Raw genomic sequence first — 24,576 nt, 5'->3', positions numbered from 1 at the left:
CGTCGTTGCGACCGGAGCACGACGGACGGCGGATATCGCCATGAACCGGTGCGAACGAGGACAGTCTTGGGCCAGGTACGGCAACCCCGGCGCGTACAGGCGTACGACGGGGAATTGGGTGCGGCAGTCGCGCGAGCCCAGGACGGCGACGAAACCGCTTTCGCGGTTGCCTACCGGATCGTGCAGCCGGGCCTGCTCGGCTATCTGCACGGGCTCGTCGGCGACGACGCCGAGGACGTGGCGTCCGACGCCTGGCTGGAGATCGCCCGTGACCTCGGACGTTTCAAGGGGGACGGGGCCGGCTTCCGCGGCTGGACCGCGACCATCGCCCGGCACCGGGCACTGGACCATCTGCGCCGCCAGCGCGTACGGCCCCGGGCCGGAGGGACCGAACAGGACGTACTGGACCTGCCCAGCGCGTACAGCACCCATGAGCAGGCCCTGGAGTCCCTCTCCACCGAGCGGGCCCTGGAACTGGTCCGCGGACTGCCGCGGGACCAGGCCGAGGCGGTGCTCCTGCGGGTCGTCGTCGGCCTGGACGGCCCCGCCACCGCACGCGTCCTCGGCAAGCGTCCGGGAGCGGTGCGCACCGCCGCCCACCGGGGCCTGAAACGCCTGGCCCTTCAGCTGGGCGTCGGCAGCGAGACGGATGCGGGTGTGACGGATGGGGCTTCCCGAACGCTGGGGAAGTCGAAATGAACGACGACGGCGACAGAAGTCGGCGAACAGACATCAGGCCCGGTACACCGAACGAATCGAACCGGTCGAACAAGAACGGAAACGGACATGGGTGAACGGCTGAGCGGCGACGGAGTCCCGGGCCGTCGACGTGTGCACCCTGGCGGCGCCGTGTCCGGCCACGGCCCGTGGGAGGTAGGTGACGTCGCCACGCTGGAAACGGTGCTGGCCGCCGTCATACGCGGAGGCGAACTCGACCCCGAGGCCGAGCAGCGGGCCGTGGCCGCCTTCCGGGCCGCCCACGCCGCGGGCGCGACGCACCGGGCGCGCACCCGGCGCCGTGACGACTGGCGGCTGCCCGCGGAGCGGCGTGCCGGGCGCCTCGTGAAGATGACGTTCGGTGTGGTGTTCACCAGCCTGGCCCTGGGCGGAGTCGCGGTCGCGGCCATCGGTTCCGCCGGCTCGTCGACGGACGGCGCCGGTGCCGGGCGGGGAAGCGCGCACCCGTCGGCGCTCGCCCCGGACCAGCCGGGCGGTGGGGCGTCGTCGCCGTCCTTCGGCGGCTTCGGACCGACGGACCGCCCGGCCCCCGCCCAGGACACCGAAGCCCACTGCCGCGCCTACGGGCAGGTCAGGGATCGCGGCAAAGCGCTCGACGCGAAGGCCTGGCAGCAACTCGTCACGGCGGCCGGCGGGAAGGACAAGGTGGCCGCGTACTGCTCCGAGCAGCGGGCGACGGCCACGCCGAGCGGGCCGGCCGGCACGGGCAAACCCGGCGAGGGCGCCGGGGACACCGGCAACGGCACGGCGGGGAGCACCGGCGGCTCCCACAACGGCACGTCCGGCAACAACTCCGGCGGTACGGACAACGCGGCCGGGAACGGCCGGGCGAGCGGCGACAAGGGCGGCGGGAAGCACAAGTAGCCGCCCCGCCCGCCGGCCGGGCCGTCCGCCGTCCGGGCGCTCGCGCCGGCCATGGAGACTCCGCCGGCCGCGCGGCTTCCCCATCTGCCTGGTGAGGCCGCCCCATCTGCCTGGTGAGGCCGCCCCATCGGTCCTGTGCGTCCGCCCTCCGCCGCCGAAGCCACACGGTGACCGGCAGGACCGCACCACCCAGGACGAGTCCGGCCGCCCCTCCGTAAGAGGCCAGGGACCTGCCGCCGATGACGGCGTGGGCCCGGACCGGCCGCCCCTGACCCCCGGCGCGCGGGAAGGTGATACGGGCGCGATGGGTCTCCTCGTAAAGACCGCTCACAACGCGGCGCCGGGATGCATCACCACGTGCGCCGGTTCGTCGGAGGTGTTCGCCACCTCCAGACGCCGGCGGATGGTGGTGCCCGGACGGAGGTTGTCGATGATGTAGTGACGTGCGCGTGTGTCGTCGGCAAGGGACGCGGGAACGTCGACGAGCCGCACGGAGAAGCTGCCTTGGCTGTCGGCGCCCTTCGCCGTGCCCCGGGGTGACGCGGTCGCGGGCAAAGGAGCGCCGACGGACCCGGCGAGCGCCAGCAGGCACAGCGCTGCAGCCGGAAGGTACCTGTGCACGGAAGAAGCCTCGGTCGGGGTGCCGTTACGTCACGCCACGGAATGCGTGATGGTCGAGTTGTACGTGCCCGCGAGCGGGTTCGGGGGGACGGTGATGGTGATCGTCGGGTTCCAGGTCGCCGGGTTCGTGCCGCTGACTCCCGTGGCGGTCTGCACGGAGCCCGGCGGGTACATGGGGCTCAGGTCGTGCGGGGTCACCGCGGCGCTGCCGATGACGTTGGCCTGGGGAGCGTGGCAAAGACTGGAGTTCGGTGCGGAAACCGAGATGGTGGTGTTGTTGGGTCCGGTGAAGTCCACTGCCTGCGCCGTGACGGTCCAGTCGGCGGTCCCGCCGCGCTGGTCGCTCACCGTGACGTTGCCCAGTTGGCTGGTGACCGTCTGCGGGCTGGAACTGACCGCGGTTGAACCGAGGTTGACCGGTCCCGACGGCACTGTGATGCCGAGGCCGCCCCCGATCACCGTCAGCGTGAGGGCCTGGGCCACCGACCGCGGCTGTTCTCCGAACCGACACGACCGCAGCTACCGATTCGGATCAATGTGCGCCGGCCCGGCCCCGATCCCCGCGTCATCGGCGCGGCTCCCGGACTTCCGGAAAAGGGCAGAGCCGCAGACGGCCGGATGCCGGCCCCTTGACCGCGCTCACCCCCCGGGAAGAGGATCCTCCCGCCGATCAAGGGAGTTGTGATGCTGCGGTTCATGGACTGGTCCGTGGTCGCGTTGGGGTGCGCGCTGGTCCTCGCGGGTCTCGGCAGCCTGTGGTGGGAGCGGAGCAAGGTCCGCAAGGGAGCGGGGCCCGGTCACGGCATGCGCTTCTTCGGGGCATGGCTCCCCCTCCTGCTGGGTCTGGAGATGATCGGCGCCAAGGTGCCGCGGCTGCTGCTCACGCCCCACCCCGTCGTCATGATCGTGGACACCCTCGACGTCGTGCTGGCGGTCACGGTGCTGGTGCTGGCCCTCCGCGCGGTGCGTCGCTTCTTTCGCGCGCGCTCTGCGCACCCCTGAGCGACGGCGACGTCCACCGGCGCCCGGCCAGTACTCAGGTCCCGAGGACCAGCACACGGAACGGGCCGGGCGGAGGCGTCCGGGGCCCGTCCTCCGCGACGTACCGCCACCCCCAGGACCGCAACGCCTCGAAGGTCTCCTCGTCGGAGCGGTTCACCAGCGTGACGCCGACAGCGGCACCGTGGTCGGTGAGCAGCCGCCCCTGCAGCCGCCGGGCGAGGTTCCAGGCACGGTCCTGGTACTGCCGGCGCACGCGGGGCGGCACGAGAATCCCGGAGACCACGAAGAGACGTCCCAGGGCGGCGAGGCGGAGCAGGCTCCCGGGAAGGTGGCCGTCGAAGCCCTCCCACCAGGGTCCGTCGCCGAGTACGGGGAAGCCGTAGGCGCATCCGGTCAGCGTGGTGGTCTCGGCGATCAGCAACTCGAAGCCCGGTCGCCGTACGTCGGCCGCCAGCCGCCGCAGAAAGGCGGCGCGCGCCTGGTTCCATGCCCACGGGCCACCGCCGGAGGTCTCCGCGTAGAGGTTGCCGAGTTCCCGCAGCCGGTCCTCGATCTGACGACGGCTGAGCGGGCGGAGCCGCTCGCCCATGTGGGGCGAGGCGCCCCGTTCCCGGCTCGCCCGACGTGGCATCCCCGTGCTTCGGCGGTCGCCGCCGGGCCGCCCGCGGAGGTCTGTGGTCGTCGGCCGAACCGGCACGTTCACGGTCATGAGGCAAGTCCTGCCCCGGGCGCGGGCAGAACCGGCCCGGCGTCGTCGATCGCCGAGGGCGGCACCGGTGTCGGGAACCGGTTCGCGGCATGCCCTCGGTGCCTCCACGGTACTCCCGGCCGCGCACCTCGGCGGGGGCCCGGCGGCGGTCGCCGACGCCGGACCCGGCCTCGGCCTCGGCCTCGGCAGGCACGGCCGACCGCGCCGGGCATACCCTGCAAAGAGGGACCGGTCGTGGCACGCGTCGCTGTCCGCGCAGCGCGGGCGGACGTGTCGCGGCGACCGCGTTCGTTCCCATCGCCCGCACCCGCAGGAGGTGGGTATGGCCCAAGAACCCCTGCCTTCCGCGGGCCACGCAGAGGTCCGCATCGTCGCGGCCACGCCGGAGGTCGCCCGTCGCGTCGCGGAGGTGCTCCGCCGCTGCTTCGCTGCGACCGAGCAGCGCAGCTACCCCGCCGGCCGCGAAGGCGCGACCCGTCTCCATCTCACCATCGACACCGTGCACACCGCGGAACCCGCGCGCTCCTGGCTGGCAGCCAGTGACTCGGCACGTCAGGACCAGACGCACGCGGACGAGGTGTGACCAGCAGAACGACAGCCATGACGACACTCCGTGAACGCAAGACCAACCGGAAAGCGGTCCTGAGATCTCTCTACGGGGCCGTCGAACGCAACCGCCCAGAGGTCAGCGGAACGGCACTGCGCGACGAACTGGGCATGCCCGACGAGGACCTCTCCGCGGCCTGCGCATACCTGGCCGACGACGGCCTGATCAGCGTCGACTGGACCTCGCACGGAACCCCCGCCGCCGTCTCGCTGACGCACGAGGGCATCCGGCTCATGGAGGAGGAAGAGGAACAGTCGGAGGCGTCCGGCCGGCGGGCCCGGAACGCTCCCGGTGACTGACGCCTGCCCTGGCGCGAACAGTGGACCGCGGCAGGCCGGGCGACCGGACCGCAGGAAGCCCGACGACCGGGCCGCGGGAAGGCGGACGACCGGGCCGCGGGAAGCCGGACGAGTGCCCGGCGCGCTCGCCCTCGCCCGGGGTAGCCTGACCGTACCGAGAGCCTCTCGCGCAGCGCGCCCGGCGGTGCCGTTCCCGGCGAGGGACGAAACGGGCAGCCGGCGACGCGGCTCCCGGGACGGGACCGCAGGATGGATCCCAGGGAAACACCGGCCGGAGGCATGTTCTCATCCGGTTCGCACACGTACCGGGTGCCCTTGCCCCGCCTGTCCCCGACCCCGGACATCGGCCATGGCCCGCTGGACGCAGCCTGGTGGCCGCGCTGCGACGCACCGGAACTGGAACTCCCCTCGCTCATCGGCTTCCTGGACCCGGGCCGTGGCAGCGCAGCCCGCGTCACCGTGGACCCCGCCGCCCGGCCCGACGCCCCGCACACGGTGATGGTGCCCGGCCACGTGGTGGACGTCGAACCGGCCGGCACCGGGGCGGGACGCACGTCATCACCCTGGACTGCGGCACCGTGGGTCGCTGGGTGCTCCTGGTGGTCCCGCCCGGCGAGGCCGTCGGAGCGGCCGCCCGGCTGCTGGCCGCCGCCGGCCCCCGCAACCCGCTGACCGCCGCACGGATGCCGGCGCTCACCGGGACCGGCCGCCTCCCGGAGACCGTCCGGGAGGCGGAATGAGCCACGCGGTCCCGGCCGGGAGTCCCCGGCACGGGCCGGGGGCCGACACCCGTACGAATCCCTTGACGCGTGCGAGCACGCGGCCGCGGAGCCCGAGCGCCCCACTTGTGCCTGGCTCCACCCACCCCCCGCCGCACCCCATCCGATCCACTCGACAGGACGCATCATGACCGTCGCGCTGCGGCCCCCGCCGCCCCCGTCCCTGCCCGTCCTCCGGCTGCGCCTCGCGCCCCACAGCAGCGTGCCACGCCGCATCGACGGGGCCTGGTGGCCGCGCACCAACGACCTCCTGGCGGAACTCCCGCAGCTGCTCGCCGGCCTGCCACGCGCCTGGGGCCAGGTCGTCAGCGTCATGGTGAACGGCACGACGTGGGCCGGGGCACCGGGCCGGATGCTCGTCTGCAACCAGGTCGTACGACTGCGCAGGTGCACCGCGGCCCACGCGCCGAAGACCATCGTCCTGATGGTCCCGGGCCAGGGGCGCTGGGATCTGCTGGTGGTGCCGCCGGAATCGACCGAGAAGACCGCCGAGTCGCTCATGGCCGCCGCCGCGTCCGGCGCAGGCGGGTGAATGCCCCTGTGGTCAGCGGTTTCGCGTCCGTCGTGGACGATGTGGCCTTCCTCTCGGTGCGGGGCCCCCGTCGCGTTCGGCGGCGTCTCGTCCGCTGGTGACGGCGGCAGCGGACGAGGAGCCGTCGAAGGAGGTCAGGACGCTGCGAGCGGAGACGCCCGACGGCAACGCTGTGGTCCGCGTGGGGCAATATCTGTGGTCACGAAGTGAGAAATCGAGACCGCGCATGCGGAGTATTCCCCATCCGGCGGACGAGGCCGATTATTCGCGACGTGGGGCCGATCGTGACGTGCTAGTGTCGATGTCAGTTGCAGTTGTGGTTCCCTGGACGTTTTTCCGACGGGGTGATCATCACGGCGACCGGAGTCCGCACAGGGCGAACTCCGAGCACCGTCCCGAAGGAGAAAAAAATGGCTACTGGAACCGTGAAGTGGTTCAACGCGGAAAAGGGCTTCGGCTTCATCGAGCAGGACGGCGGCGGCCCCGACGTCTTCGCCCACTACTCGAACATCGCCACCCAGGGCTTCCGCGAGCTTCTCGAGGGTCAGAAGGTGACTTTCGACATCGGGCAGGGTCAGAAGGGCCCGACGGCCGAGAACATCGTTCCCGCCTGATCTCGGCACCGACGCATACTTGGCAGCTGGGGCCCGCACCTTGGGGTGCGGGCCCCGGCTCGCTGCATTTCAGGGGCGTTGAGGGAATTCTCCGCCGAACGGGAGAATTATCCGTCCAGTCCGTTCCTCCGCCCCATCGTCTTCGGCTCGTTCTCGCGATTCTCTGCGCTGCTCGCTCGCTGCGGGAATTCCTTGATACGTGTCGCATCAAGGAAGGTTCCCCATGAACCGTGCACGCACAACCCGCACCTACGACCGCTTCGGCGGCTCCGCCGCCAACCGCTCCGGCGCCGCGCGCCGTGCGCATCGTCCCAAGGGCCCCGGGGGCCGGCAGGCCGCGCCTCAGGGAGAGTTCGCCCTGCCGAAGACGATCACGCCCGCGCTGCCCGCGGCCGAGTCGTTCGCCGATCTCGCCATGCCGGCACCGTTGCTGGCCACGCTCGGCCGGGAAGGTGTGACCGCACCGTTCCCGATCCAGGCGGCGACCCTGCCGAACTCCCTGGCCGGCCGTGACGTGCTCGGCCGTGGCCGCACCGGTTCGGGCAAGACCCTCGCCTTCGGCCTCGCGCTGCTGGCCCGCACCGCGGGCCGGCGCGCCGAACCCCGGCGGCCGCTTGCCCTCGTCCTGGTCCCCACCCGCGAGCTCGCCCAGCAGGTCACCGACGCTCTGACGCCGTACGCCCGCTCGGTGGGGCTGCGGCCGGCCACCGTGGTCGGCGGGATGTCGATCGGCAAGCAGGCCGGTGCGCTGCGGAGCGGGGCGGAGGTCGTCGTCGCGACGCCGGGACGGCTCAAGGACCTCATCGACCGCGGCGACTGCCGGCTGGACGACGTCGCCATCACCGTCCTGGACGAGGCCGACCAGATGGCCGACATGGGCTTCATGCCCCAGGTCACCGCCCTGCTCGACCAGGTGCGCCCGGACGGGCAGCGGATGCTCTTCTCGGCCACCCTGGACCGCAACGTCGACCTGCTGGTCCGCCGCTACCTGACCGACCCCGTGGTCCACTCCGTCGACCCCTCGGCGGGTGCCGTCACCACGATGGAACATCACATACTCCATGTGCACGAGGCGGACAAGCACCGCACCACCACCGAGATCGCGGCGCGGGACGGCCGAGTGATCATGTTCCTGGACACCAAGCACGCGGTGGACCGGCTGACCAAGCACCTGCTGAAGAGCGGCGTTCGCGCGGCCGCCCTGCACGGTGGCAAGTCCCAGCCGCAGCGCACGCGGACCCTGGCCCAGTTCAAGAGCGGGCATGTGACGGCACTGGTCGCGACCAACGTCGCGGCGCGCGGGATCCACGTCGACAGCCTCGACCTGGTGGTCAACGTGGATCCGCCCAGCGACCACAAGGACTACCTGCACCGCGGCGGCCGTACGGCCCGCGCCGGCGAGTCCGGCAGCGTGGTCACCCTGGTGACCCCCGACCAGCGCCGCGCCATGAACCGGCTGATGGATCTGGCCGGCATCACCCCGCGCATCACCCCGGTCCGTTCGGGCGAGGCGGAGCTGAGCCGCATCACGGGCGCCCAGGCACCTTCCGGGGTCCCGGTCGTCATCACCGCGCCGGTCGTGGAACGTCCCCGGCGCCGCGCCGCGCCCTCGTCGGCCCGTGGCCGCCGCGGCGGCACCGCCAAGGGCCGTCCCGCCGGGGAGGCGCCGCGCCGCGGCGCGCGACGGCAGTCCGCCGTCGGCCCGTCCGCCTAGGTCCGGTCGCGATCAGAAGGCCCACCCGTCCCCGCAGGAGGCAGCTTTGACATCGGTCCAGACGCAGCAACACGGTGCGCACCCCGCCCCCACGCCCCTGATCGACGTCATGGACGCCTCCGGGCTGCGGGTCTTCGACGACATGACCGTCGAGGTGGCCCTGTCCGTCATGGCCGGTGCCCGGGTCGAGTATCTGCTCCTGTGCGACGGCGACGACCAGTGCACGGGCTCGGTCACCCGGGCCCAGCTCGCCGTGCTCCGCGACTGCGCCACGTACACGGACCGGATCCGGCTGCGGGAAGTCCTCGGCGGACCGCCCGCCCCGCCCGGATCCACCTCCACCGCAGTCGGCCCGTTCTCCTTCTCCCTGTGAGGCAACATGCGCTGCGTCATCGCCCGGTACCCGTTCGAGCTGACCAGGACGGGAGTGCTGGCTTCGATGAAGGGCGTCAAGCCCGAGCCGGTCACGGGTGAGTCCGTGACCATCGGCCGCCGCCGCTACCCCGTCAAGCAGGTGGGCGAAGTGATCACCCGGCAGGACCGCCGCGACTTCACCAGCGGCGAGGTCGTCCGGGCCATGACCCGCCTCGGCTTCATCTGCCACGCCCATCCCGAGGCCGCGCCCGCTCCTGCCCCCACCGCACTCCAGACGGCGTCGGAGCTGCTCGGCAGCACGGGCCCCCTGGACGTGTGAGAACGGGCGGAAGCCGCCGCCGGGTCCGGCGTCTCACTGCTCGGAGTAGCTGAAATCGCCCACGGTCCAGGCGCTGACGTCCTTGATCGCGACACGGTACATCCCGCCCGTCTCCGGGATCCCGAGGCTGCCCTGCAGGATCCGTGCGAGATGGAAGTGCAGATGTGTGGGCGGCTCACCGCGCTCGGCCCGCCCCTTTTCCCGGTGGTCGGTGAAGACCTGGGCGAACGGGCCGAGCCGGGCCGAGTCCCTCAGGACCTCCGACACGCGCTCCCTCCACATGGCCTCGGGAGCCAGTCGGCCGGTGATGACGGCACCGCCGACGACCACGGTCAGCGACATCTGATTGCTTGGCTGCGACTCCACCATCGCGGTGAGGGTGATGAGCAGCTCATCAGCGTTCGGCATGAGGGCGATTCTATTCAGTGGCCTCTGCGGGTTCGCTCCTGAGCCGCGATCCCCCGCAAAACCGGCGCGCCGACCGGGCGGGGCCGCGCGCGCCCTGCTCCGAACCGGGGCCGTCGGTGTTCAGCGGCCCCCGAGGATGATTGGCTGGCCCTGCCACCACACCACGCCCCGGCTCCGGCCGGGCCGACTGGAGGACCGCAACCATGAGCAGCCCCTACGCGTACGAGTACAAGGTCGTGAGCTTCCGGGAGTCACTGATCGGAGACGCCCTGGACAGCGACAAGCTGGAGAAGGTCCTGAACAAGCACGCCGAGGACGGCTGGGGCCTCAAGGCCATCACCTCCGCCGACGTCAAGGGACGCATAGGTCCCGGAGCCGTCGAGGGACTGCTGCTGACCTTCGAGCGCCCGCGCCGATAACCCGGTCACCGTGGCGGAACCTGCCGCCACCCGGTCGACGCCCACGGAGGAACGGGGCCCGGCTGCAGCACTAGCGCAGGTCGTCCAGTACGGTCTGCTCCGACCAGATGATCTTGCCGGTCGTCGTGTAGCGGGTGCCCCATCGCCGGGCCAGCTGGGCGACGATCAGCAGGCCGCGCCCTCCCTCGTCGGTGGTCCGCGCGTGACGCAGGCGCGGTGAGGTGCTGCTGCCGTCGGAGACCTCGCAGATCAGGTGGCGGTCCCGGATCAGGCGAAGACAGACCGGTCCGGTCGCGTGGCGGATGGCGTTGGTGACCAGCTCGCTGACGATCAGCTCCGTGGTGAACGTCAGGTCGGGCATGCCCCACTCGGCCAGCTGCCGGCCGGCGAGGGTGCGGGCGTGCGCGACGGCGGCCGGGTCGCTGGGCAGCTCCCAGGAGACGACCTGGTCCCTGGCCAGGACATGGGTCCTGGCCAGGAGCAGCGCCGCGTCGTCGGACGGCGGGCCCGTCAGCAGGGCGTCGACCACGTTGCGGCCGGTCTCCTCCAGCGTCGGCCGGCGCACCAGGAGGGCCTCGCCCAGCCGGGAGAGCCCGACGTCGATGTCCCGGTCCAGGGTCTCGATGAGACCGTCGGTGTAGAGGGCGATGAGACTGCCCTCGGCCAGCTCGACCTCGGCGGACTCGAACGGCAGGTACCCGAGGCCGAGCGGCGGTCCGGCGGGCAGGTCCAGGACCTCGGCGCGCCCGTCGGGGCCGATGACCAGCGGCGGGAGATGACCGGCCCGGGCCAGCGTGCACCGTCTGCTGACGGGGTCGTACACGGCGTACAGGCAGGTGGCCCCCAGGAACGCGTCGCCCGTGGTCCCGTCCTCGGCCGCCGGCGAGTCCTTGCCGTCGGAGGCTCCCATGAGCCCGATGACCAGGTCGTCGAGATGGGCCAGCAGTTCGTCCGGCGGGAGGTCGAGGTCGGCGAGCGTGCGTACCGCGGTGCGCAGGCGTCCCATGGTCGCCGCCGCGGTCATGCCGTGGCCGACCACGTCGCCGACGACCAGCGCGACCCGGGCTCCGGAGAGCGGGATCACGTCGAACCAGTCGCCGCCGACACCACTGGGGGCGTCCGCCGGGAGGTACCACGACGCCACCTCCAGAGCGGATCCTCCCGACAGCTCCTGCGGCAGCAGGTAACGCTGCATGGAGCGGGCCGCGGTGCGCTCGCGGGTGAAACGGCGCGCGTTGTCGACGCACACCGCCGCACGCGAGACGAGCTCCTCGGCGAGACGTACGTCGTCCTCCGCGAAGCCCGGACGCAGGGACCGGGCGAACGTGGCCACGCCGAGGGTGACGCCGCGCGCCCGCACCGGGATCACCATCAGCGAGCGGAAGTCGAACTTGCGGATGGAGGCGCCCAGTGACTCGTCCTCGGTGAGCCAGGCGCTGGTGGAGTCCAGGACCCGTTCCACGAGGGTCCTGCTTTCCAGCAGGCAACGGGTCACGGGCGAGGAACGGGCGCGCCGGACCGTCTCTCCCACGGCCAGACTCGCCTCCGGACAGCCCTCGCGCACCGACCGCTGCCCCGCGCGGCGGATGACGGGTGTGATGCCGACCGGCCCGGGGGCCGGTTCCTCGCCCTTGATGACCGAGTCCAGCAGGTCCACGGCGACGAAGTCGGCGAGGGCCGGCACGGCCTCGTCGGCCAGTTCCTGCGCGGTCCGGGTCACATCCAGCGTGCTGCCGATACGGGCGCCGGCGTCGTTGAGCAGGGCCAGGCGTTCCTGGGCCCACCAGCGCTCGGTGACGTCGATGATCATGTACCAGACGCCCACCTGCCGGCCCTGGCGGTCCTTCATCCCGAAGAAGGAGGCCGAGAACGCCCGCTTGCGCTCGGGGTCCGTGTAGCTGGGGCCGCGGAACTCGTAGTCCATCACCGGAGTGCCGGTATCCAGAACGCTGCGCATCTTCTCCTCGAAGGCCTGTGCCTCCAGCCTCGGGAGCACTTCGCTCACCTGCCGGCCCAGCCGTTGTTCCAGAGGGATCAGGCGGTTGAGCGGCTCGTTCACCCAGACGTAGCGCAGATCCGCGTCCAGGACGGCCATGCCGACCGGTGCGTGGGTGAAGAACGGCGCGAGCGTCAGCTGGCTCACCCCGCCCCCCGGCATCCGCCAGAAGGCCCGTTTCGGTGGCCGGCCGACGAACCTGCCGAAGACCAGTGCGGCGACCGTGGCGACCAGCACCCCCGGCACGATCTCGTAGATGCCCGACTGAAGCGGCCCGAGCAGCGGATTGATCCTCTTCCAGGCAAGCACCGTGGCCGCGCCCGACACGATGCCCGCCATCGCCCCCGCCCAGGTCATGCGCGGCCAGTACAGCGACAGCAGGACGACCGGCCCGAAGGCGGCTCCGAAGCCCGCCCAGGCGTAGGCGACGATGCCCAGGACCTCGCCGCCCCGGAGCGCGATCACGAAGGCCACCAGGATCACCACGACGACGGCGCCGCGGCCGATCCAGATCAGCGCCCTGTCCGAGGCACGCCGGTTGAGGAACGCGTGGTAGAAGTCCTCCGTCAGAGCGACGGACGACACACAGAGCTGACTGTCCGCCGTCGACATGATCGCGGCCAGTACGGCGATCAGCATCACCCCGGCGAGCCAGGGATTGAGCAGTGTCCGGCTCAGGACGATGTACACCGTCTCGGGGTCGCGCAGCGGTGTCGCGGACCGCCCGATTCCCACGAGGCCGACGAGCGTGGCGCCGGCGAGTACGACGACGACCCAGCCCGTTTCGATACGGCGGGCCGTGGGGATGGCGTCGGTGCTGCGGATGCCCATGAAGCGGGCCAGGATGTGCGGCTGGCCGAAGTAGCCCAGGCCCCAGGCGAGCAGCGAAATGATCGCGACGGCGCCGAGCGACCCGCCCGCGGACCACTGGCCGTTCGCGTAGCCGACCCTGGCCCCCATGTCCAGCAGTCCCGGTGTCTTGGCGTCGAGGGCGTCGCCCAGTGCCCCGAAGCCTCCGAGCGCGCCGATGCCGACCAGGGGGAGCACGAGCAGGGCGAGAAACATCAGCGTGGCCTGCATCACGTGCGTCGTGCTCACGGCGAGGAAGCCGCCCAGGCCCGAGTAGACGACGATCACCACGGCGGTCAGGGTCACCCCGAGCCCGAAACGGACGTCGAAGACACGCTCGAACAGCAACCCGCCGGCCACCAGGCCACTGGCGACGTAGACGGTGAAGAACACGAGGGTGACCGCCGCCGAGACCATCCTGAGCATCCGGGTGCGGTCCTCGAACCGCTCCTCCAGATAGGCCGAAAGGCTGACGGCGTTCCCGGCACGCTCGGTGTAGGTGCGCAGCCTCGGCGCGACGAGCAGCCAGTTGAGGTACGTGCCGACCGCCAGGCCGACCGCGATCCAGCTGGCGCCGAGGCCGGCCGCGTACACCGCTCCGGGAAGCGCGAGGAACAGCCATCCGGACATGTCGCTGGCCCCTGCGGACAGGGCGGCGACGAACGCGCTCAGCCTGCGTCCCCCGAGGGCGAAGTCGGCGAAGGTGTGAGTGCGGGTGTACGCCCAGACACCCGTTGCGACCATGATGACCACGTACACAAGGAACGTGGTCACGATCGGCGCACTCAAATCGATCATATTGTCCTCGCCTGCGAGGTCCATGAGCACTACAAATCTACCGATTCAGGGCGCCATAGGGGCGACCGGACCTCCATCTCGGTGCCACACGGCCGGCCCGGGTGCGAGACATGCACGAGTGGGCCGCCGGCCGACCGGGCCGCCGGACGGGGCCGGCCGGCCTCCCGCCCGGCGCACCTCGCCGCGCGCACGTCGCCCTTCGCCCCTCACACCCGTGCGGTGACGACCGGCCAAAGGTGAAAGTCCATCGGGGCAGCGGCACATATTCGAGTGTGCCGACGTTAGGGTTGTGTCCACCAGGGCACCACAGGGACGGGACCACAGGCTGTTGGTGTTCTCGGTGCCGAATCCTTCACAGGACGGCACCGGGCCCGCCCGGGCCCCCTTGCCGCGCCCCCGAAACGAAGGTGCCATGCCCGCCGAGAAATCCCCCTCCGGCAACCTCGATGACGACGACTACCCCGCCTACACCATGGGGCGGGCCGCTGACATCCTCGGCACCACCCCTGCCTTCCTGCGGGCCGTCGGCGAGGCGAAGCTGATCACCCCCCTGCGCTCGGAAGGCGGACACCGCCGCTTCTCCCGGTACCAGTTGCGCATCGCCGGCCGCGCCCGCGAACTCGTCGACCAGGGCACCCCCATCGAGGCCGCCTGCCGCATCATCATCCTCGAGGACCAGCTCGAAGAGGCCCTCCGCCTGAACGAGCACATGCGCCGGAAGATGGATGAATCCGGCGCGGACGCCACCCCCTGAGCCGGGCGGCCCGGCCGGGCGAATACCTATTGCCGCCGTCGCAGAATTGCGCACAGGGCGCCGCGAGGTTCGGCGCTCCATCGGGATGAGAATTCAGGAAGACATGGGCGTTCCGGTCGGCCTGTGTTACCGTGACAAGCGTTGCAGTTTTGATTGCCGGCGATTCCTCGTGAATTTTTCCGGATCTTTCCGGAGTTCTTCCGGAGGGGTGATCATCGCGGCGACTCGGGATCTGCACAGTGCGGATCCCGGCAGTGCCCCAAGGGAGATTGAATATGGCATCTGGCACCGTGAAGTGGTTCAACGCGGAAAAGGGCTTCGGCTTCATCGAGCAGGACGGCGGCGGCGCTGACGTGTTCGCCCACTACTCGAACATCGCCACCTCCGGCTTCCGCGAGCTTCAGGAGGGCCAGAAGGTGACCTTCGACGTTACGCAGGGCCAGAAGGGCCCGCAGGCCGAGAACATCGTTCCCGCCTGACGCTGACGCGTACCACGTGGCTGGGGCCCGCACTCCTTGAGTGCGGGCCCCAGCCCATTTATTTGACCATCGCCGCCTTTTCACCCTCACCTTTCGTCCCTCACCTTTCCTTCGGGTCGTCCGCATTCCTGTGAATTCCCGGCCATCGCCAAGATCCGCGCCGGCACCCAGAACACCCTCGTGCGCCGTCCGGCCGACCTCGCCAACGGCACCGTCCTCGACCACATCACCGTGCCGGAGAAGACCGGAGTGATCAACTTCGGCCAGGTCGACTTCCAGCAGACCACCCCGCCGAAACTGCCCAAGGAGCAGCTCACCCCGCCCCCGCCGCAACCCGGCGCTCCGGTGGTCGCCCTCACCGCCCGCCCCGACCTGAACATCAGCACCGCCTCTCCGGCGCCCGGCACGGCGGCCGACTGAGCACGAGGCACACACCGAGGCCGGGCTCGGCGCGGTCGGAAGGCCGAGTCTGCGCGGTCGGCCACGGGGCGCCCCGGAGACGTGAGACGTCCGGGGCGCCCCTTTCCGCGGTGACCGCTTCCCCAACACCGCGGAGCTGCCCGCGCGTTCGGCGCGGGTGGTACGAGAGTGACATGCGATGCGGCCGGAGTGGGCGGGAGCCGGCCACGAGGTCAGGTTCTCGTAAGATCCGCGCCCCGCTCCTCGATCTCCACCTGGTAATGTCTACGCATCTGTAGACGTTCATGTACTGGACGTCTTGTGTACACCCAGGTTTCCGCCCTGTGCCGCCACGCGTTCACACACGCGCGCGCCCGCACCTGAACCATGGCTCGGAGATCCACTCGATGACGACTTCCTCCCCGGCCGTCCAGGCCCTCGACGGCGCGGCCGTGGACGGCGGCCTCTACACCGAGGTCACCGACTTCGCCCGGCACACCCACTGGCTCAACGGGCCGGTGTCGGCCTACACCAGTTACGGCATCGGTGTGTTCGCGGTCCTCCTGGTGGTCGCCTGGTGGCGGGCCCGGCACCAGGGGAGTGCGGTCATGGCCACCGTGGTGTCCACTCCGTTCGCCGTCGTCGTCGCGTACGCGGTCAACAGCGGGATCAAGTCCTACTTCGAGGAACCCCGCCCCTGCCGGGCGCTCCCGCACGACTTCCTGATCGAGGCGTGTCCTCCGATGGACGACTACGCCTTCCCCAGCAACCACACCACGGTCGCCTTCGCGTTCGCCGTGGCTCTCCTCCTCGTCAGCCGGTGGCTGGGGGCGGTCGCCCTGCTCGCGGCCGTGGCGATGGGGGCGTCGCGGGTGTACGTGGGCGCGCACTACCCGCACGACGTCGCGGTCGGCGCCCTGGTGGGGACCGTCGTCGCGCTCGTGGCCGTCCTGGCGGCCCGACGTGTCGCCGTACACCTCGTGGAGCGGCTGAGCGGAGGGGCGCTGGGGCCGCTGCTGGTCGCCCGGGCGTGACGTCGGCGGGGCGTCACGTCGGCCAGTGCGGTCGGCGGGCGTGAGTTCGGCGAGCGACGTCGGCGGGCGTGAGGTCGGCGGGGCGTGAGGTCAGCCGGGCAGCGGCGCCCGGCCCGCGACGTCGCCGCCCGGGTCGTCCGCGAGCACCACGGACGCCGTGGTGCGCTTGCCCACCGGCTCCCGCTTCACCTCGAAGCGCTGGCACACCGCCATCACGATCTCCAGACCGTGCTGCCCCACCCGGTCGGGGTCGGCCGCCTTCGCCACCGGCAGCTGCGGATCGCTGTCCCAGACGGTCACGTGCACCGCGCCGTCCTCGGCCACCAGGTCCAGCAGCGCCGGTCCGGGGGCGTACTTCAGCGCGTTGGTGACCAGTTCGCTCACCACGAGCTGGACCATGCCCATCGCGCGCGCCGAGACGGGCAGTCCGTGCACCGCCTGCAGGCGGGTCAGGAAGTCACGGGCGAAGTCGCGGCCGGACGCGATGCCGGACGGGGTGCCCTCCAGGGCCAGGGACGCGAACACCGGCTCGTCGCCCGGCGGCGAGCGCCTCGCATCGCCCTCGGCATGCATCGCGCACCCCTCTGCCCTTCGCCCCCGCGTACTAACGCCGTTTGCCCGCAAAGGCCGGCCTTCACGCCCCTTCCCGCCATTTCTTGGGGTGGCGGGGGCCGGAGCGCCGTCCGGGCGGCGGTGCAGCGGGTCGGGCGCGTCACGGCGGCGCCCACTGCGGGCAGCCGCCGGCCCCGTCAGTCGTGCCCGGACGGGCAGGGCCGAGAGGGCAGGGAGGGCAAAGAGGGCAGGTCGGGCAGGGAGGCGCTGCCGCCGGTCCGGGTCCGGCGGCGGTCGCGGCGGACCAGGGCGCCGGTGAGGACGGCCACGATCAGGGCGGCGGCGGTGAGCGGGAGCAGGAAGGGGGTCATCGGCGGTCGCGGTCCTTTCGGTGGCCGGGGGAGGTCCCGGTCGTGAGGGCGCGTTCCAGGGCCGCCAGGCGGTCGGACAGCAACGCCGGGGCCGTGGTGGTCGCCCGGGGGGTGAGCGGGTCCTCGGTGGGGGCGCCCAGGGAGCGGGCGCGGGTGTGCGCGGTTTTCACGGCGGTCCAGCGGGCCGCCCGGTTCCTTGACGGCAAGGAAGGTGAGCCGGGGGCGCGGCATCGACGTCGGGCGCCTGCGGTGCGGTCGTGCGCCGCGCACTGCCGGTTCCCCTCTCCCGCCCGCGGCGCACCGGGCGGCGCACTGCCCCCTGTGGGCTCCGGTGCCGGACATCTGCCCTGTCCGGCACCGGAGCCGGCCGCAGTGCCCCCCGGGCGTCATGATGCCCGGCCGCGACGGGCGGGCGCATTGCCGGTTCCCGGCAGTGTTCGCCGGGCCTTCATGCCGGTGAGCCGCCATGAGCACGCCGCTGCGCTGCGATCCCCCCTCCGCCCGCCCTCGCAGTGACGTGGGGTGTGACGGGTGCGCTCCGCCGCCGGGCGGCGGGCAAATCAGGCCCACGGGCGCCATTGGCCACCTGGTCGGCGACTCGGTCGCCGCCACCAACCGCACTCGCTCGACCACAGGCGAACCCACCCGGCACGAGCGAACCCACCCGGCACGAGCTAACCCACCCGGGTCCTCGTCAAGCCCACCCGTCTCATCGGCGGGTACGCCCGGTCGCCGTTCGCCCCCAGCGTCCGGGCGTACCGCGTGCAGGGCGCCCGTGCCCTGAGACGAAGGTCGCCCGGCGGATGGGAACGCGCCGGGCCGGATTACGGTCCATACGGTTGTGCGCACAGTGAGCCGGGGAACTGCTTTCCGAGGAGCCGAGCGGTGGTGCAGCGACACAGGGGACTGGTGGGACCGTCCGGGGGGATCGGGTGAGACCGGGTGAGGTGGGGGACGGGGTTCGGCGCTTAAACGTGCGCGCGGCCCTGGTGCGGGCCGCCCGCTTCGCGGCGCGGACCCTGCGCGGCGAGTGGTACGGCATCGTGGTGGACCCGGTGCGGGAGTTGCTGCGCCGTGGACTGTCCGGGCTGGTGCTGGCGTTCGTGGCCGCCTTCGGCGTGATCTTCTTCCACGCGGTCGCACAGCACCCGACCGGTGCGGTGGCGGTAAGGGTCCTCGGCGGCGTGCAGGCGGACCTGCCGCTGTGGCTGGCCCTGCTGCGCACCCCGGTGTCGCTGTACGTCCCCGCGCTCGACCTGCCGGTGTGGGCCGGCATCACCCAGCTGTTCCTCGCCTTTGCGCTGGCCGAGCTCACCCTGGGCCGGGGCCGGACCCTGTTCATCTCGTACGCCACCACGCTGGCCGGGACACTCACCGTGCGGGTGATGATCGCGCTGGGGCCCGGCTGGTGCGGGCTGGGGCTGCCGCCGCAGGCCGGGCAGGTGCTCGACACCGGGCCGTCCGCCGCCGTGGTGGGCCTGTTCACCTATCTGTCGGTGGTCCGGCGCGCCCCGGTCGTGTTCTTCCTCACCGGCGGGTCGATGGTGGTGGAGTCGGTGGTCAAGCCGAACCTGGCCGGCCGCGAGCATCTGATCGCGGTGGCCGCCGCGATCGCGCTGGGCGTCCTGCACGGCCGAAACACGCGGTGGCTGCCCGGCCGGGCGGCGCTGGCCGGACTGACCGTGCGGGAGGAGCCGCCGGTGCCGGCGAGTGGGGGCGGCGGTCGCGGTGGGGGCCGGGTTGACGGTCGTGGCGGGGGTCGTGGCGGCGGAGGCTCAGGGCCGGGGGCCGTCGTCCCGTGGCCGGCCGGGGCGCCCGGTGGGACCGGTGGGACCGATCACGCCTCTCAGGCCGGTCGGGCCGGTCAAGTGCTGGCGCGCGGGGCGCGAACCACGGATGCTTGTCCTGAACTGATCAGGGGGAAAGGTGAGTGACCGATGAGCTGGATCTGGTGGGTACTGATCCTGTTCTGGACGGGCGGCTTCGCATGGCTCGCCGACACCGTCCGCACCGCACTGCGCAACCGGCACCAGCGGAAGCTGGAGCTGATGGAGGCGGCGCAGTCCGAGCGTCTGGCCGTGGAGGCGGCGCACCGGCCGCCGGAGCCGGTGTGCGGCTGCACCCATCATCTGGCCAAGCACGACAAGGGCGGCCGGTGCCACGAGCGGGTGGAGGTGCCGACCGCCTGGGACGAGAACAAGAAGCCGCTGCGTTTTGAGACCGGCCAGTGCAACTGCCAGCAGTACGTGGGCCCGCAGCCGCTCTCGCAGGTCTACGCCGACGAACTGACCGACCTCGCCTGACCGTTGGGCGAGGTGCGCTGCCCCGGCAGCCATGGCGGGCCCGAACCCCCCGCCGCGCCCCGCTTGTTGCGGGGCGTGCGCTGGGGCCACCACAGCACGTACACGGCGGAGCCGACGGCGAAGGCCAGCCGGATCAGGCCCCGGGCGGAGTCGGAGGGAATCACCAGGACGCTGCCGTAGAGGGAGATCAGCGCTATCCAGCTCACCCAGGGCACCAGCCGCCGCTGGCCGATGGAGTCCCAGATCAAGGTGCCGAGCAGCACCGAGGCGTTGTAGTACGTGTACACGCTCGGGTCCAGCACGATGCGCGCGTCGGCGGCCAGCAGCACCACGGCCGCCCAGCGGTGCCTGCGGACCGCCAGCGCGCCCAGGGCCATGCCCAGGGTCATCTGCGCGGGGCGGTCCCACCAGGGGGTGGCGGGGTCGTTCACGCCGAACCACCGCAGGGACGAGGCCGGCTGGTTGGGGATGGTGAAACGGGCCGCGGCGAAGGTCTCCAGGTGGGTGAGGTAGAAGGGCAGCCAGGCGGCGGCCACCAGCCCCACGGCCCAGGCGACGGCGCGGGGCCGTACGGGCCGGGGCAGTGCGAGCAGCAGCGGCAGGAAGCCCACCGCCCAGGGCTTGGAGTCCACGGCCAGGGCCAGCAGCACGCCGAGGGCGGTGGCGTTGCCGCGTACCAGCGCGCGCACGGCGAGGGTGGTGAAGAACAGCGCGAGCACGTCGTCCAGGTGCGCGAACCGCACCGAGACCTCCACCCACATGGGGATGAAGGCGGCCCCGGCGACCAGGACGCGCTGCTGCAGGCGCCGGTGGTTCAGGCCCGTGCCGAGGTTGTGCTCGGCGGCCGTACGCCCGATGAGGACCAGCATGTACAGGCCCAGGCCGGACATGAACGCCTCGGCGAAGTTCTCGCTCACGGCGGCGGGGAACGGTTCGAACAGCGCGGCGACGACGAAACTGACCGGGCCGATCTGCAGCTCGGGGTGGTTGGCGTAGAGCGCGAGGCCGCCGCCCGGCACCTGGCTGAACAGCAGTTCCTCACCGGTTCTGAGGTAGTGCCAGGACACGGCGCCGTGTCGTTCGGCCACGACGAACCAGACCACCGTCCACACGGTCAGCAGGGCGGTGTGCCACCGCACCGGATAACGGCCGATGCGGCCGAGCCGCGCGCCGTTGCTGGGCATGGCCGCCGCCCTCTCGCCGTTGTGCACATTCCGTCCTTCCTCCACACGCCCGCCCAGTCAGATGCGGATCGACCCGGTGCGGTTCAGCGCGGCGCCCTGACCGGCGTCCGGGCGGCCCACAGTCCTCGAATCCCCGCAGGAGCGTCACACGGGCTGCACACAGTGCCTGGAAAGCCTTGTTAGCGTGACTGGCCGCTCGGCTGGCCGAAAACAGGAAGACCGGAAGACCGGATGGACTACTGCTCCACGTGCCGACGGCACCTCAACGGCGCCCTGGTGTGCCCGGGTTGCGGCGCGTACGCGCCGGACATAGCCCCGGACGCCACCACGGACTCCGCCGTGCCCTTCGCCCCGGGCGCCGCCGCGGGCCTCGCGGCGACCGGGGCCGCGGCGTCCTCCACGTGGGAGCCCACGGGCGGACCGGACGTGATCCCGCGGGCCGACCCGCCCGCGCACGCCCCCGCCGAGACTCCCACCGGTGTCACGGACCCGGCGGCAGCGCGGCAGCGGGCGGGGCGGGCGGCCCGGCGCCGTCAGCGGGCCCGCTGGAAGAAGACCCAGCGCCGGGCCCTGGTCGCCACGGCCGTGGCCCTGGTCGGCGGTGGCCTGACCGTCGCCTCGCTGGACCGGCACCCCGCCGACCGCGCCCAGGCCGCCCCGGCGCCGCAGGCCGCGCACACGGACACCCTGGGGAGGCAGCCGGCCCCGCGCACCCGTCCGGCCTCGGGCGACGCCGACGGCCGGCACGCGTCGCCCGCCTCCCCGGACCGGCACCCCGCGGCCCCGGCCCCGGCGCCCCACGGCTCCCCCGCGCCGGACGCCCACCCGGACGCCGCCGCGCCCCCTCGTACGGGCCGGGCGGCAGCGCACGACACGGCCTCCGACACGACGTCGTCCGCCGCGCGCTCGGGCAGTTCCACCGACACCGCCTCCGGTGGATCGGCCCCCGCCCAGTCCTCCGCCACGACGCAGCACTCCTCCGGGACGACCGGATCCTCCGGCACGAGCGGATCCTCCGGATCCACCGCCTCCGGCAGCACCGGCAGCACCGGCAGCACCGGCACGGGAACCTCCCAGCCCTCGGGCACGGGCGCCACGGCCACCCCGTCGTCGCCGTCCTCGCCGTCGTCTCCCCCGCAGCTGTGCCTGCTCGTGGTCTGCCTGGGCTGAGCGCACCGGCACGGCGGCTGCGGCGACCGGCGGCCGCAGATCGTCGATCACCCCTGGGTGATCGACCGGCGAGCAACTAGTCGCGCGGCCCGGTGTCGAAGCTGGCGAAGTAGGCCGCGGCCATGTCCTCGCCGGCGTGGCCCTGGGCGGCGGCGCGGGCGAAGCGTTCGGCGGCCGCGGCGGCCACGTCCAGGCGGACGCCGTGCTGCTCCCCGGCCTGGACGATCAGGCGGGCGTCCTTCTCCGCGGTCGCCACCGCGAAACTCGGCGGCAGGAGCTCGTCGTCGAGGATGAGGGCGGCCTTGGCGTGCAGATAGCCCATGTCGAGCGGGCCGCCGGCGATGAGGCCGAAGAAGTCCCGCGGGTCCACGCCGAGCCCCTTGGCCAGGGCCAGCGCCTCGCCGGTCGCCGCCGTCGCCGCGATGACCCAGCTGTTGGCCACCAGCTTCAGACGGGTCGCGCTGGCCGCCGCCCCGTCCTCGCCGGTCCACACCGTGCGCACGCCGACCGCCTCGAACACCGGCGTCACCGCCGCCCGGCCCATTGCCGGTCCCGCCGCCAGCACCGTCAGCCGACCGGCCTCCGCCGGCTGCCTGGTGCCCAGCACCGGCGCGTCGTAGAAGGCCAGGCCGTGCTCGCGGGCGAGCGCGGCCAGTTCGCCGACCGACTCCGGGCCGGCCGTGGTCGACTGCACCCACGCGGCCCCGGGGCGCACCGCCGGAGCGGCCTCGCGCATGACCTCCAGCACCGTGCCGCCGTCGTACAGCATCGTCAGCACCACATCGGCGTCCCGCACCGCCTCGGCCGGGGTGCCGGCGACCCGGGCGCCGTCGGCGGCCAGCGGCTCCGCCTTGGCGCGGGTGCGGTTCCAGACCCGGACGGTGTGTCCGGCCCTCACGAGGTTACGGGCCATCGCGGCGCCCATGATCCCGGTGCCCAGGACGCCCACGGTACGGCTGTCGCTCATGTCGTCCACTCCTTGGTCCATGAGGCGAGTATGTCGCTCACGGGTGCCCATACGGCTGATGTCCACGTGCGTCCGTCCGTCCCCGGCCCTTCACTGAAGGGAGACCACGAAGACCCCGCCCCTTTCCCCCGGCGGGGCCGGACGCACGACCACTGGGAGGCGCGATGACCGGTCACCGGGCACGATGGACGACGGGCGCGACGCTGGCGGCGGTACTGGCCACCGGCCTGACCGCCTGCTCCGGCAACAACAGCGGCAACAGCCCCTCGGGCTCGGTGAGCAAGGCCGCCTCGGCCGCCTCCTCACTGGCCTCGCAGGCCAACGACGTACTGGCCTCGGCGACCGCGGAGGCGGGCCACCGGCTGGACGAGGTGAAGAACGGCATCGACGCCCGCAGCGCCGTCACGCTGGGCGCCCCGGCCACCGCCTCGGACGGACGCACCACGGTGGACGTCACGGTCGCCAACAAGGCCGACTCGACGAAGTCCTTCGCCGTCCAGGTCAACTTCAAGGACTCCGGCGGCAATCTGCTCGACACGGTCGTGGTCACCATCGGTGACGTCCCGGCCGGGAAGACGGCCAAGGGCACCGCCCGCAGCACCCACCAGCTCTCCGGTTCGGTGAAGGCGGAGGTGGGCACCGCCCTGCGGTACTGACCGCCGTGCCCGACGACTCCGACCTCTCCCGGTCGCTGCTGCGGGAGGTGCTCGCCGACCCGCCGCACCTGCCCGAGACCCTGGCCCTGTTCGCGGTGCGCCGGATGGGCCCGCGCGCCAAGCGGGCGGCGGAAAGCCTCCCCCGGGGCGAACCGGTCGAACTGCGCGCCCGGCTGGTCGCCCGGGGCCGGCGGAACACGGTCAGCCAGGGTGCCTTCGTCGGGGGGCCGTTCCTCGTGCTCGTGCCGGTCGCCTTCTGCGCCGCCCTGCTCAGCCAGGCGCGCCTGGCCCTGGACCTGGCCGCGCTGGACGGCCGCGACCCGACCGGCTCCGAGCGGGCCGCCGAACTCCTCGTCCTCCAGGGCGTCTACGGCGACGTCGGGCCGGCCCGGCAGGCCCTGAACGCCCAGACCGCCCGCCTGGCCGCCCGGCGTTCCGGACAGGGTCCCGGACAGGGTCCCGGACAGGGTTCGGGACGACGCTCCGCAGGGCGGTCCCGGCGGCGTTCGGGGCGGGCTTGCCGCCAAGGCTGCGAGAGGCGTTCCGATCAGCGCCCCGAGCCACATCCCCACCGGCACCCCGCCCGCCGCACCATCCGGCGTATCGCCGCCCTGTGGACCGTCACCGTCCGCATGGCCCGCCTGCTCGGGCTGCTCGCTCCGCCCGGATCCGCCGTCCGGGCGTCCCGGTGGCAGCAGGCCGCGCACTGGTCGCTGCTGGCGGTGACCTTCGCCGTGGGCATGGTGGCACCACTCGTGTGGCTGCCGTACATGGCGCGGGCCTACGACGCCGGGACCGCCCGGTTCGCGGACCGCGCCACCCGCTTCTACTTCGACGCGCCCACTGCGCCGCCGCGCCGGCGACCGCGGCCCGGCCCCCCCGGCGTGGCCGCCCGGGTCCGCGTCCTGGGTTCCCTCCTGGTGCCGGTCGCCGTGGTCGTGGGCGTGCTGGTCACCGACGTGAGCCTGGACGGCAGCCACTGGCCGGTCGTGGTCATCGCCCTGACCGCGGCGTCGCTGGGCATGGGCGCCCTGTGGCTGTGGTGCCGCCGCCGCGGCTGAGGA

The 24,576-nt window shown here is 72.6% G+C and carries 30 protein-coding genes and 2 pseudogenes; 22 read left to right on the top strand and 10 right to left on the bottom strand.

The genetic code is table 11. The features are described from left to right. The first annotated feature begins 66 nt into the window (after positions 1-66). Together ACH4UM_RS16010 and ACH4UM_RS16005 are read left to right on the top strand one after the other, a co-directional pair. Positions 67-699: an RNA polymerase sigma factor gene (locus tag ACH4UM_RS16010; protein WP_398178572.1), complete on the top strand. Its 633-nt coding sequence runs from the start codon at positions 67-69 to the stop codon at positions 697-699. Positions 700-786: 87 nt separating this feature from the next. Next, positions 787-1,602 carry a hypothetical protein gene (locus ACH4UM_RS16005; protein WP_398178569.1) on the top strand — a complete coding sequence of 272 codons (816 nt, stop codon included), beginning with the start codon at positions 787-789 and terminating at the stop codon, positions 1,600-1,602. 327 nt (positions 1,603-1,929) lie between these two features. On the opposite strand, the gene ACH4UM_RS16000 is transcribed toward ACH4UM_RS16005, so the two are convergent. Further along, the gene (locus tag ACH4UM_RS16000; protein WP_398178566.1) at positions 1,930-2,223 is read right to left on the bottom strand and encodes a hypothetical protein; all 294 of its coding nucleotides are present in this window, start codon (positions 2,221-2,223) and stop codon (positions 1,930-1,932) included. 30 nt (positions 2,224-2,253) lie between these two features. Next, positions 2,254-2,706, bottom strand: coding sequence for a hypothetical protein (locus tag ACH4UM_RS15995; protein WP_398178564.1), 453 nt, complete (start codon positions 2,704-2,706; stop codon positions 2,254-2,256). Between the two features lie 201 nt (positions 2,707-2,907). Here ACH4UM_RS15995 and ACH4UM_RS15990 point away from each other — a divergent pair, with 201 nt between their 5' ends. Next, a complete protein-coding gene (locus tag ACH4UM_RS15990; protein WP_398178562.1) occupies positions 2,908-3,225 on the top strand; it encodes a hypothetical protein in 318 nt (105 codons plus the stop codon). Positions 3,226-3,259: 34 nt separating this feature from the next. Here the strand turns inward: ACH4UM_RS15990 and ACH4UM_RS15985 are convergent, their stop codons facing one another. Further along, a complete protein-coding gene (locus ACH4UM_RS15985) occupies positions 3,260-3,814 on the bottom strand; it encodes a hypothetical protein (RefSeq protein WP_398178559.1) in 555 nt (184 codons plus the stop codon). A 442-nt stretch (positions 3,815-4,256) separates the two neighbouring features. Between ACH4UM_RS15985 and ACH4UM_RS15980 the strand changes: the two genes are divergently transcribed. The 9 genes and pseudogenes from ACH4UM_RS15980 to ACH4UM_RS15940 all read left to right on the top strand — a co-directional run bounded on the left by ACH4UM_RS15980 (position 4,257) and on the right by ACH4UM_RS15940 (position 9,173). After that, positions 4,257-4,517 carry a hypothetical protein gene (locus tag ACH4UM_RS15980; RefSeq protein WP_398178557.1) on the top strand — a complete coding sequence of 87 codons (261 nt, stop codon included), beginning with the start codon at positions 4,257-4,259 and terminating at the stop codon, positions 4,515-4,517. A 17-nt stretch (positions 4,518-4,534) separates the two neighbouring features. Beyond that, positions 4,535-4,840 carry a hypothetical protein gene (locus ACH4UM_RS15975; protein ID WP_398178555.1) on the top strand — a complete coding sequence of 102 codons (306 nt, stop codon included), beginning with the start codon at positions 4,535-4,537 and terminating at the stop codon, positions 4,838-4,840. Between the two features lie 249 nt (positions 4,841-5,089). After that, positions 5,090-5,317, top strand: a pseudogene (locus ACH4UM_RS15970) (DUF5994 family protein); the annotation flags it as partial. Positions 5,318-5,418: 101 nt separating this feature from the next. Then, positions 5,419-5,580: a hypothetical protein gene (locus ACH4UM_RS15965; RefSeq protein ID WP_398178698.1), complete on the top strand. Its 162-nt coding sequence runs from the start codon at positions 5,419-5,421 to the stop codon at positions 5,578-5,580. A gap of 166 nt (positions 5,581-5,746) precedes the next feature. Continuing rightward, complete coding sequence (locus tag ACH4UM_RS15960) at positions 5,747-6,151, top strand: DUF5994 family protein (protein WP_398178553.1); 405 nt, start codon at positions 5,747-5,749, stop codon at positions 6,149-6,151. 410 nt (positions 6,152-6,561) lie between these two features. Continuing rightward, positions 6,562-6,765, top strand: a complete 204-nt coding sequence (locus ACH4UM_RS15955; protein WP_381086356.1) for a cold-shock protein — start codon at positions 6,562-6,564, stop codon at positions 6,763-6,765. Positions 6,766-6,988: 223 nt separating this feature from the next. Then, on the top strand, positions 6,989-8,479 hold the full coding sequence (locus tag ACH4UM_RS15950; RefSeq protein WP_398178550.1) for a DEAD/DEAH box helicase: 1,491 nt from the start codon (positions 6,989-6,991) through the stop codon (positions 8,477-8,479). Between the two features lie 46 nt (positions 8,480-8,525). Then, positions 8,526-8,852 carry a CBS domain-containing protein gene (locus tag ACH4UM_RS15945; protein WP_398178547.1) on the top strand — a complete coding sequence of 109 codons (327 nt, stop codon included), beginning with the start codon at positions 8,526-8,528 and terminating at the stop codon, positions 8,850-8,852. Between the two features lie 6 nt (positions 8,853-8,858). Next, positions 8,859-9,173: an SCO5918 family protein gene (locus ACH4UM_RS15940; protein WP_398178544.1), complete on the top strand. Its 315-nt coding sequence runs from the start codon at positions 8,859-8,861 to the stop codon at positions 9,171-9,173. Between the two features lie 33 nt (positions 9,174-9,206). Here ACH4UM_RS15940 and ACH4UM_RS15935 read toward each other — a convergent pair whose 3' ends face one another. Further along, complete coding sequence (locus ACH4UM_RS15935) at positions 9,207-9,581, bottom strand: hypothetical protein (protein ID WP_398178542.1); 375 nt, start codon at positions 9,579-9,581, stop codon at positions 9,207-9,209. 203 nt (positions 9,582-9,784) lie between these two features. On the opposite strand from ACH4UM_RS15935, the gene ACH4UM_RS15930 reads away from it, so the two are divergent. Further along, positions 9,785-10,000: a DUF4177 domain-containing protein gene (locus ACH4UM_RS15930; protein ID WP_398178540.1), complete on the top strand. Its 216-nt coding sequence runs from the start codon at positions 9,785-9,787 to the stop codon at positions 9,998-10,000. Positions 10,001-10,070: 70 nt separating this feature from the next. Here ACH4UM_RS15930 and putP read toward each other — a convergent pair whose 3' ends face one another. Further along, a complete protein-coding gene (gene putP / locus ACH4UM_RS15925) occupies positions 10,071-13,643 on the bottom strand; it encodes a sodium/proline symporter PutP (RefSeq protein WP_398178537.1) in 3,573 nt (1,190 codons plus the stop codon). A 412-nt stretch (positions 13,644-14,055) separates the two neighbouring features. On the opposite strand from putP, the gene ACH4UM_RS15920 reads away from it, so the two are divergent. The 4 genes and pseudogenes from ACH4UM_RS15920 (at position 14,056) to ACH4UM_RS15905 (ending at position 16,309) form a co-directional block, all read left to right on the top strand. After that, positions 14,056-14,397, top strand: coding sequence for a MerR family transcriptional regulator (locus ACH4UM_RS15920; RefSeq protein ID WP_398178534.1), 342 nt, complete (start codon positions 14,056-14,058; stop codon positions 14,395-14,397). A gap of 275 nt (positions 14,398-14,672) precedes the next feature. Then, positions 14,673-14,876 carry a cold-shock protein gene (locus ACH4UM_RS15915; protein WP_007383480.1) on the top strand — a complete coding sequence of 68 codons (204 nt, stop codon included), beginning with the start codon at positions 14,673-14,675 and terminating at the stop codon, positions 14,874-14,876. A gap of 123 nt (positions 14,877-14,999) precedes the next feature. After that, positions 15,000-15,296 (top strand): annotated as a pseudogene (locus ACH4UM_RS15910) (hypothetical protein); the annotation flags it as partial. Positions 15,297-15,682: 386 nt separating this feature from the next. Next, complete coding sequence (locus ACH4UM_RS15905) at positions 15,683-16,309, top strand: phosphatase PAP2 family protein (RefSeq protein ID WP_398178531.1); 627 nt, start codon at positions 15,683-15,685, stop codon at positions 16,307-16,309. Positions 16,310-16,399: 90 nt separating this feature from the next. Here ACH4UM_RS15905 and ACH4UM_RS15900 read toward each other — a convergent pair whose 3' ends face one another. The 3 genes from ACH4UM_RS15900 to ACH4UM_RS15890 all read right to left on the bottom strand — a co-directional run bounded on the left by ACH4UM_RS15900 (position 16,400) and on the right by ACH4UM_RS15890 (position 17,402). Beyond that, a complete protein-coding gene (locus tag ACH4UM_RS15900; protein WP_398178529.1) occupies positions 16,400-16,882 on the bottom strand; it encodes an ATP-binding protein in 483 nt (160 codons plus the stop codon). 176 nt (positions 16,883-17,058) lie between these two features. Beyond that, positions 17,059-17,232, bottom strand: coding sequence for a hypothetical protein (locus ACH4UM_RS15895; RefSeq protein WP_398178527.1), 174 nt, complete (start codon positions 17,230-17,232; stop codon positions 17,059-17,061). Further along, positions 17,229-17,402, bottom strand: a complete 174-nt coding sequence (locus ACH4UM_RS15890; protein ID WP_398178524.1) for a hypothetical protein — start codon at positions 17,400-17,402, stop codon at positions 17,229-17,231. Before ACH4UM_RS15890 ends, ACH4UM_RS15895 begins: the two co-directional genes overlap by 4 nt. A gap of 804 nt (positions 17,403-18,206) precedes the next feature. Here ACH4UM_RS15890 and ACH4UM_RS15885 point away from each other — a divergent pair. Together ACH4UM_RS15885 and ACH4UM_RS15880 are read left to right on the top strand one after the other, a co-directional pair. Then, the gene (locus ACH4UM_RS15885) at positions 18,207-19,166 is read left to right on the top strand and encodes a hypothetical protein (RefSeq protein ID WP_398178522.1); all 960 of its coding nucleotides are present in this window, start codon (positions 18,207-18,209) and stop codon (positions 19,164-19,166) included. A gap of 3 nt (positions 19,167-19,169) precedes the next feature. Then, positions 19,170-19,535 (top strand): hypothetical protein, encoded by a 366-nt coding sequence (locus ACH4UM_RS15880; RefSeq protein ID WP_398178519.1) that lies wholly within the window; start codon positions 19,170-19,172, stop codon positions 19,533-19,535. Here ACH4UM_RS15880 and ACH4UM_RS15875 read toward each other — a convergent pair. Beyond that, positions 19,505-20,719, bottom strand: a complete 1,215-nt coding sequence (locus tag ACH4UM_RS15875) for a hypothetical protein (protein WP_398178692.1) — start codon at positions 20,717-20,719, stop codon at positions 19,505-19,507. The genes ACH4UM_RS15880 and ACH4UM_RS15875 overlap by 31 nt on opposite strands. Positions 20,720-20,950: 231 nt before the next feature. Between ACH4UM_RS15875 and ACH4UM_RS15870 the strand changes: the two genes are divergently transcribed. Continuing rightward, entirely contained in the window at positions 20,951-21,889 is a 939-nt protein-coding gene (locus ACH4UM_RS15870; RefSeq protein ID WP_398178516.1) for a hypothetical protein, read from the top strand. Between the two features lie 76 nt (positions 21,890-21,965). Here ACH4UM_RS15870 and ACH4UM_RS15865 read toward each other — a convergent pair whose 3' ends face one another. Then, positions 21,966-22,856, bottom strand: a complete 891-nt coding sequence (locus tag ACH4UM_RS15865; protein ID WP_398178513.1) for an NAD(P)-dependent oxidoreductase — start codon at positions 22,854-22,856, stop codon at positions 21,966-21,968. 164 nt (positions 22,857-23,020) lie between these two features. On the opposite strand from ACH4UM_RS15865, the gene ACH4UM_RS15860 reads away from it, so the two are divergent. Both ACH4UM_RS15860 and ACH4UM_RS15855 read left to right on the top strand, forming a co-directional pair. Beyond that, positions 23,021-23,512 (top strand): hypothetical protein, encoded by a 492-nt coding sequence (locus tag ACH4UM_RS15860; protein ID WP_398178511.1) that lies wholly within the window; start codon positions 23,021-23,023, stop codon positions 23,510-23,512. Between the two features lie 5 nt (positions 23,513-23,517). After that, complete coding sequence (locus tag ACH4UM_RS15855; RefSeq protein ID WP_398178509.1) at positions 23,518-24,573, top strand: hypothetical protein; 1,056 nt, start codon at positions 23,518-23,520, stop codon at positions 24,571-24,573. Positions 24,574-24,576 lie beyond the last annotated feature (3 nt).

This window comes from Streptomyces sp. NPDC020801 (assembly GCF_044334385.1).
Classification (GTDB): Bacteria; Actinomycetota; Actinomycetes; order Streptomycetales; family Streptomycetaceae; genus Streptomyces.
Note: the sequence above shows the minus strand (reverse complement) of the source record. Positions and strands in the feature narration are given on the sequence as shown.

Excerpts from the sequence above, each read along its gene's own strand:
- ACH4UM_RS15930 (WP_398178540.1), top strand. The coding sequence starts at position 9,785 with ATGAGCAGCCCCTACGCGTACGAGTACAAGGTCGTGAGCTTCCGGGAG.
- ACH4UM_RS15950 (WP_398178550.1), top strand. The coding sequence starts at position 6,989 with ATGAACCGTGCACGCACAACCCGCACCTACGACCGCTTCGGCGGCTCC.
- ACH4UM_RS15900 (WP_398178529.1), bottom strand. The coding sequence starts at position 16,882 with ATGCATGCCGAGGGCGATGCGAGGCGCTCGCCGCCGGGCGACGAGCCG.
- ACH4UM_RS15960 (WP_398178553.1), top strand. The coding sequence starts at position 5,747 with ATGACCGTCGCGCTGCGGCCCCCGCCGCCCCCGTCCCTGCCCGTCCTC.
- ACH4UM_RS15955 (WP_381086356.1), top strand. The coding sequence starts at position 6,562 with ATGGCTACTGGAACCGTGAAGTGGTTCAACGCGGAAAAGGGCTTCGGC.
- ACH4UM_RS15915 (WP_007383480.1), top strand. The coding sequence starts at position 14,673 with ATGGCATCTGGCACCGTGAAGTGGTTCAACGCGGAAAAGGGCTTCGGC.
- ACH4UM_RS15860 (WP_398178511.1), top strand. The coding sequence starts at position 23,021 with ATGACCGGTCACCGGGCACGATGGACGACGGGCGCGACGCTGGCGGCG.
- ACH4UM_RS15920 (WP_398178534.1), top strand. The coding sequence starts at position 14,056 with ATGCCCGCCGAGAAATCCCCCTCCGGCAACCTCGATGACGACGACTAC.
- ACH4UM_RS15895 (WP_398178527.1), bottom strand. The coding sequence starts at position 17,232 with ATGACCCCCTTCCTGCTCCCGCTCACCGCCGCCGCCCTGATCGTGGCC.
- putP (WP_398178537.1), bottom strand. The coding sequence starts at position 13,643 with ATGATCGATTTGAGTGCGCCGATCGTGACCACGTTCCTTGTGTACGTG.
- ACH4UM_RS15935 (WP_398178542.1), bottom strand. The coding sequence starts at position 9,581 with ATGCCGAACGCTGATGAGCTGCTCATCACCCTCACCGCGATGGTGGAG.
- ACH4UM_RS15985 (WP_398178559.1), bottom strand. The coding sequence starts at position 3,814 with ATGGGCGAGCGGCTCCGCCCGCTCAGCCGTCGTCAGATCGAGGACCGG.
- ACH4UM_RS15980 (WP_398178557.1), top strand. The coding sequence starts at position 4,257 with ATGGCCCAAGAACCCCTGCCTTCCGCGGGCCACGCAGAGGTCCGCATC.
- ACH4UM_RS15975 (WP_398178555.1), top strand. The coding sequence starts at position 4,535 with ATGACGACACTCCGTGAACGCAAGACCAACCGGAAAGCGGTCCTGAGA.
- ACH4UM_RS15870 (WP_398178516.1), top strand. The coding sequence starts at position 20,951 with ATGGACTACTGCTCCACGTGCCGACGGCACCTCAACGGCGCCCTGGTG.
- ACH4UM_RS15880 (WP_398178519.1), top strand. The coding sequence starts at position 19,170 with ATGAGCTGGATCTGGTGGGTACTGATCCTGTTCTGGACGGGCGGCTTC.
- ACH4UM_RS15990 (WP_398178562.1), top strand. The coding sequence starts at position 2,908 with ATGCTGCGGTTCATGGACTGGTCCGTGGTCGCGTTGGGGTGCGCGCTG.
- ACH4UM_RS15940 (WP_398178544.1), top strand. The coding sequence starts at position 8,859 with ATGCGCTGCGTCATCGCCCGGTACCCGTTCGAGCTGACCAGGACGGGA.
- ACH4UM_RS15865 (WP_398178513.1), bottom strand. The coding sequence starts at position 22,856 with ATGAGCGACAGCCGTACCGTGGGCGTCCTGGGCACCGGGATCATGGGC.
- ACH4UM_RS16005 (WP_398178569.1), top strand. The coding sequence starts at position 787 with ATGGGTGAACGGCTGAGCGGCGACGGAGTCCCGGGCCGTCGACGTGTG.
- ACH4UM_RS15875 (WP_398178692.1), bottom strand. The coding sequence starts at position 20,719 with ATGCCCAGCAACGGCGCGCGGCTCGGCCGCATCGGCCGTTATCCGGTG.
- ACH4UM_RS15905 (WP_398178531.1), top strand. The coding sequence starts at position 15,683 with ATGACGACTTCCTCCCCGGCCGTCCAGGCCCTCGACGGCGCGGCCGTG.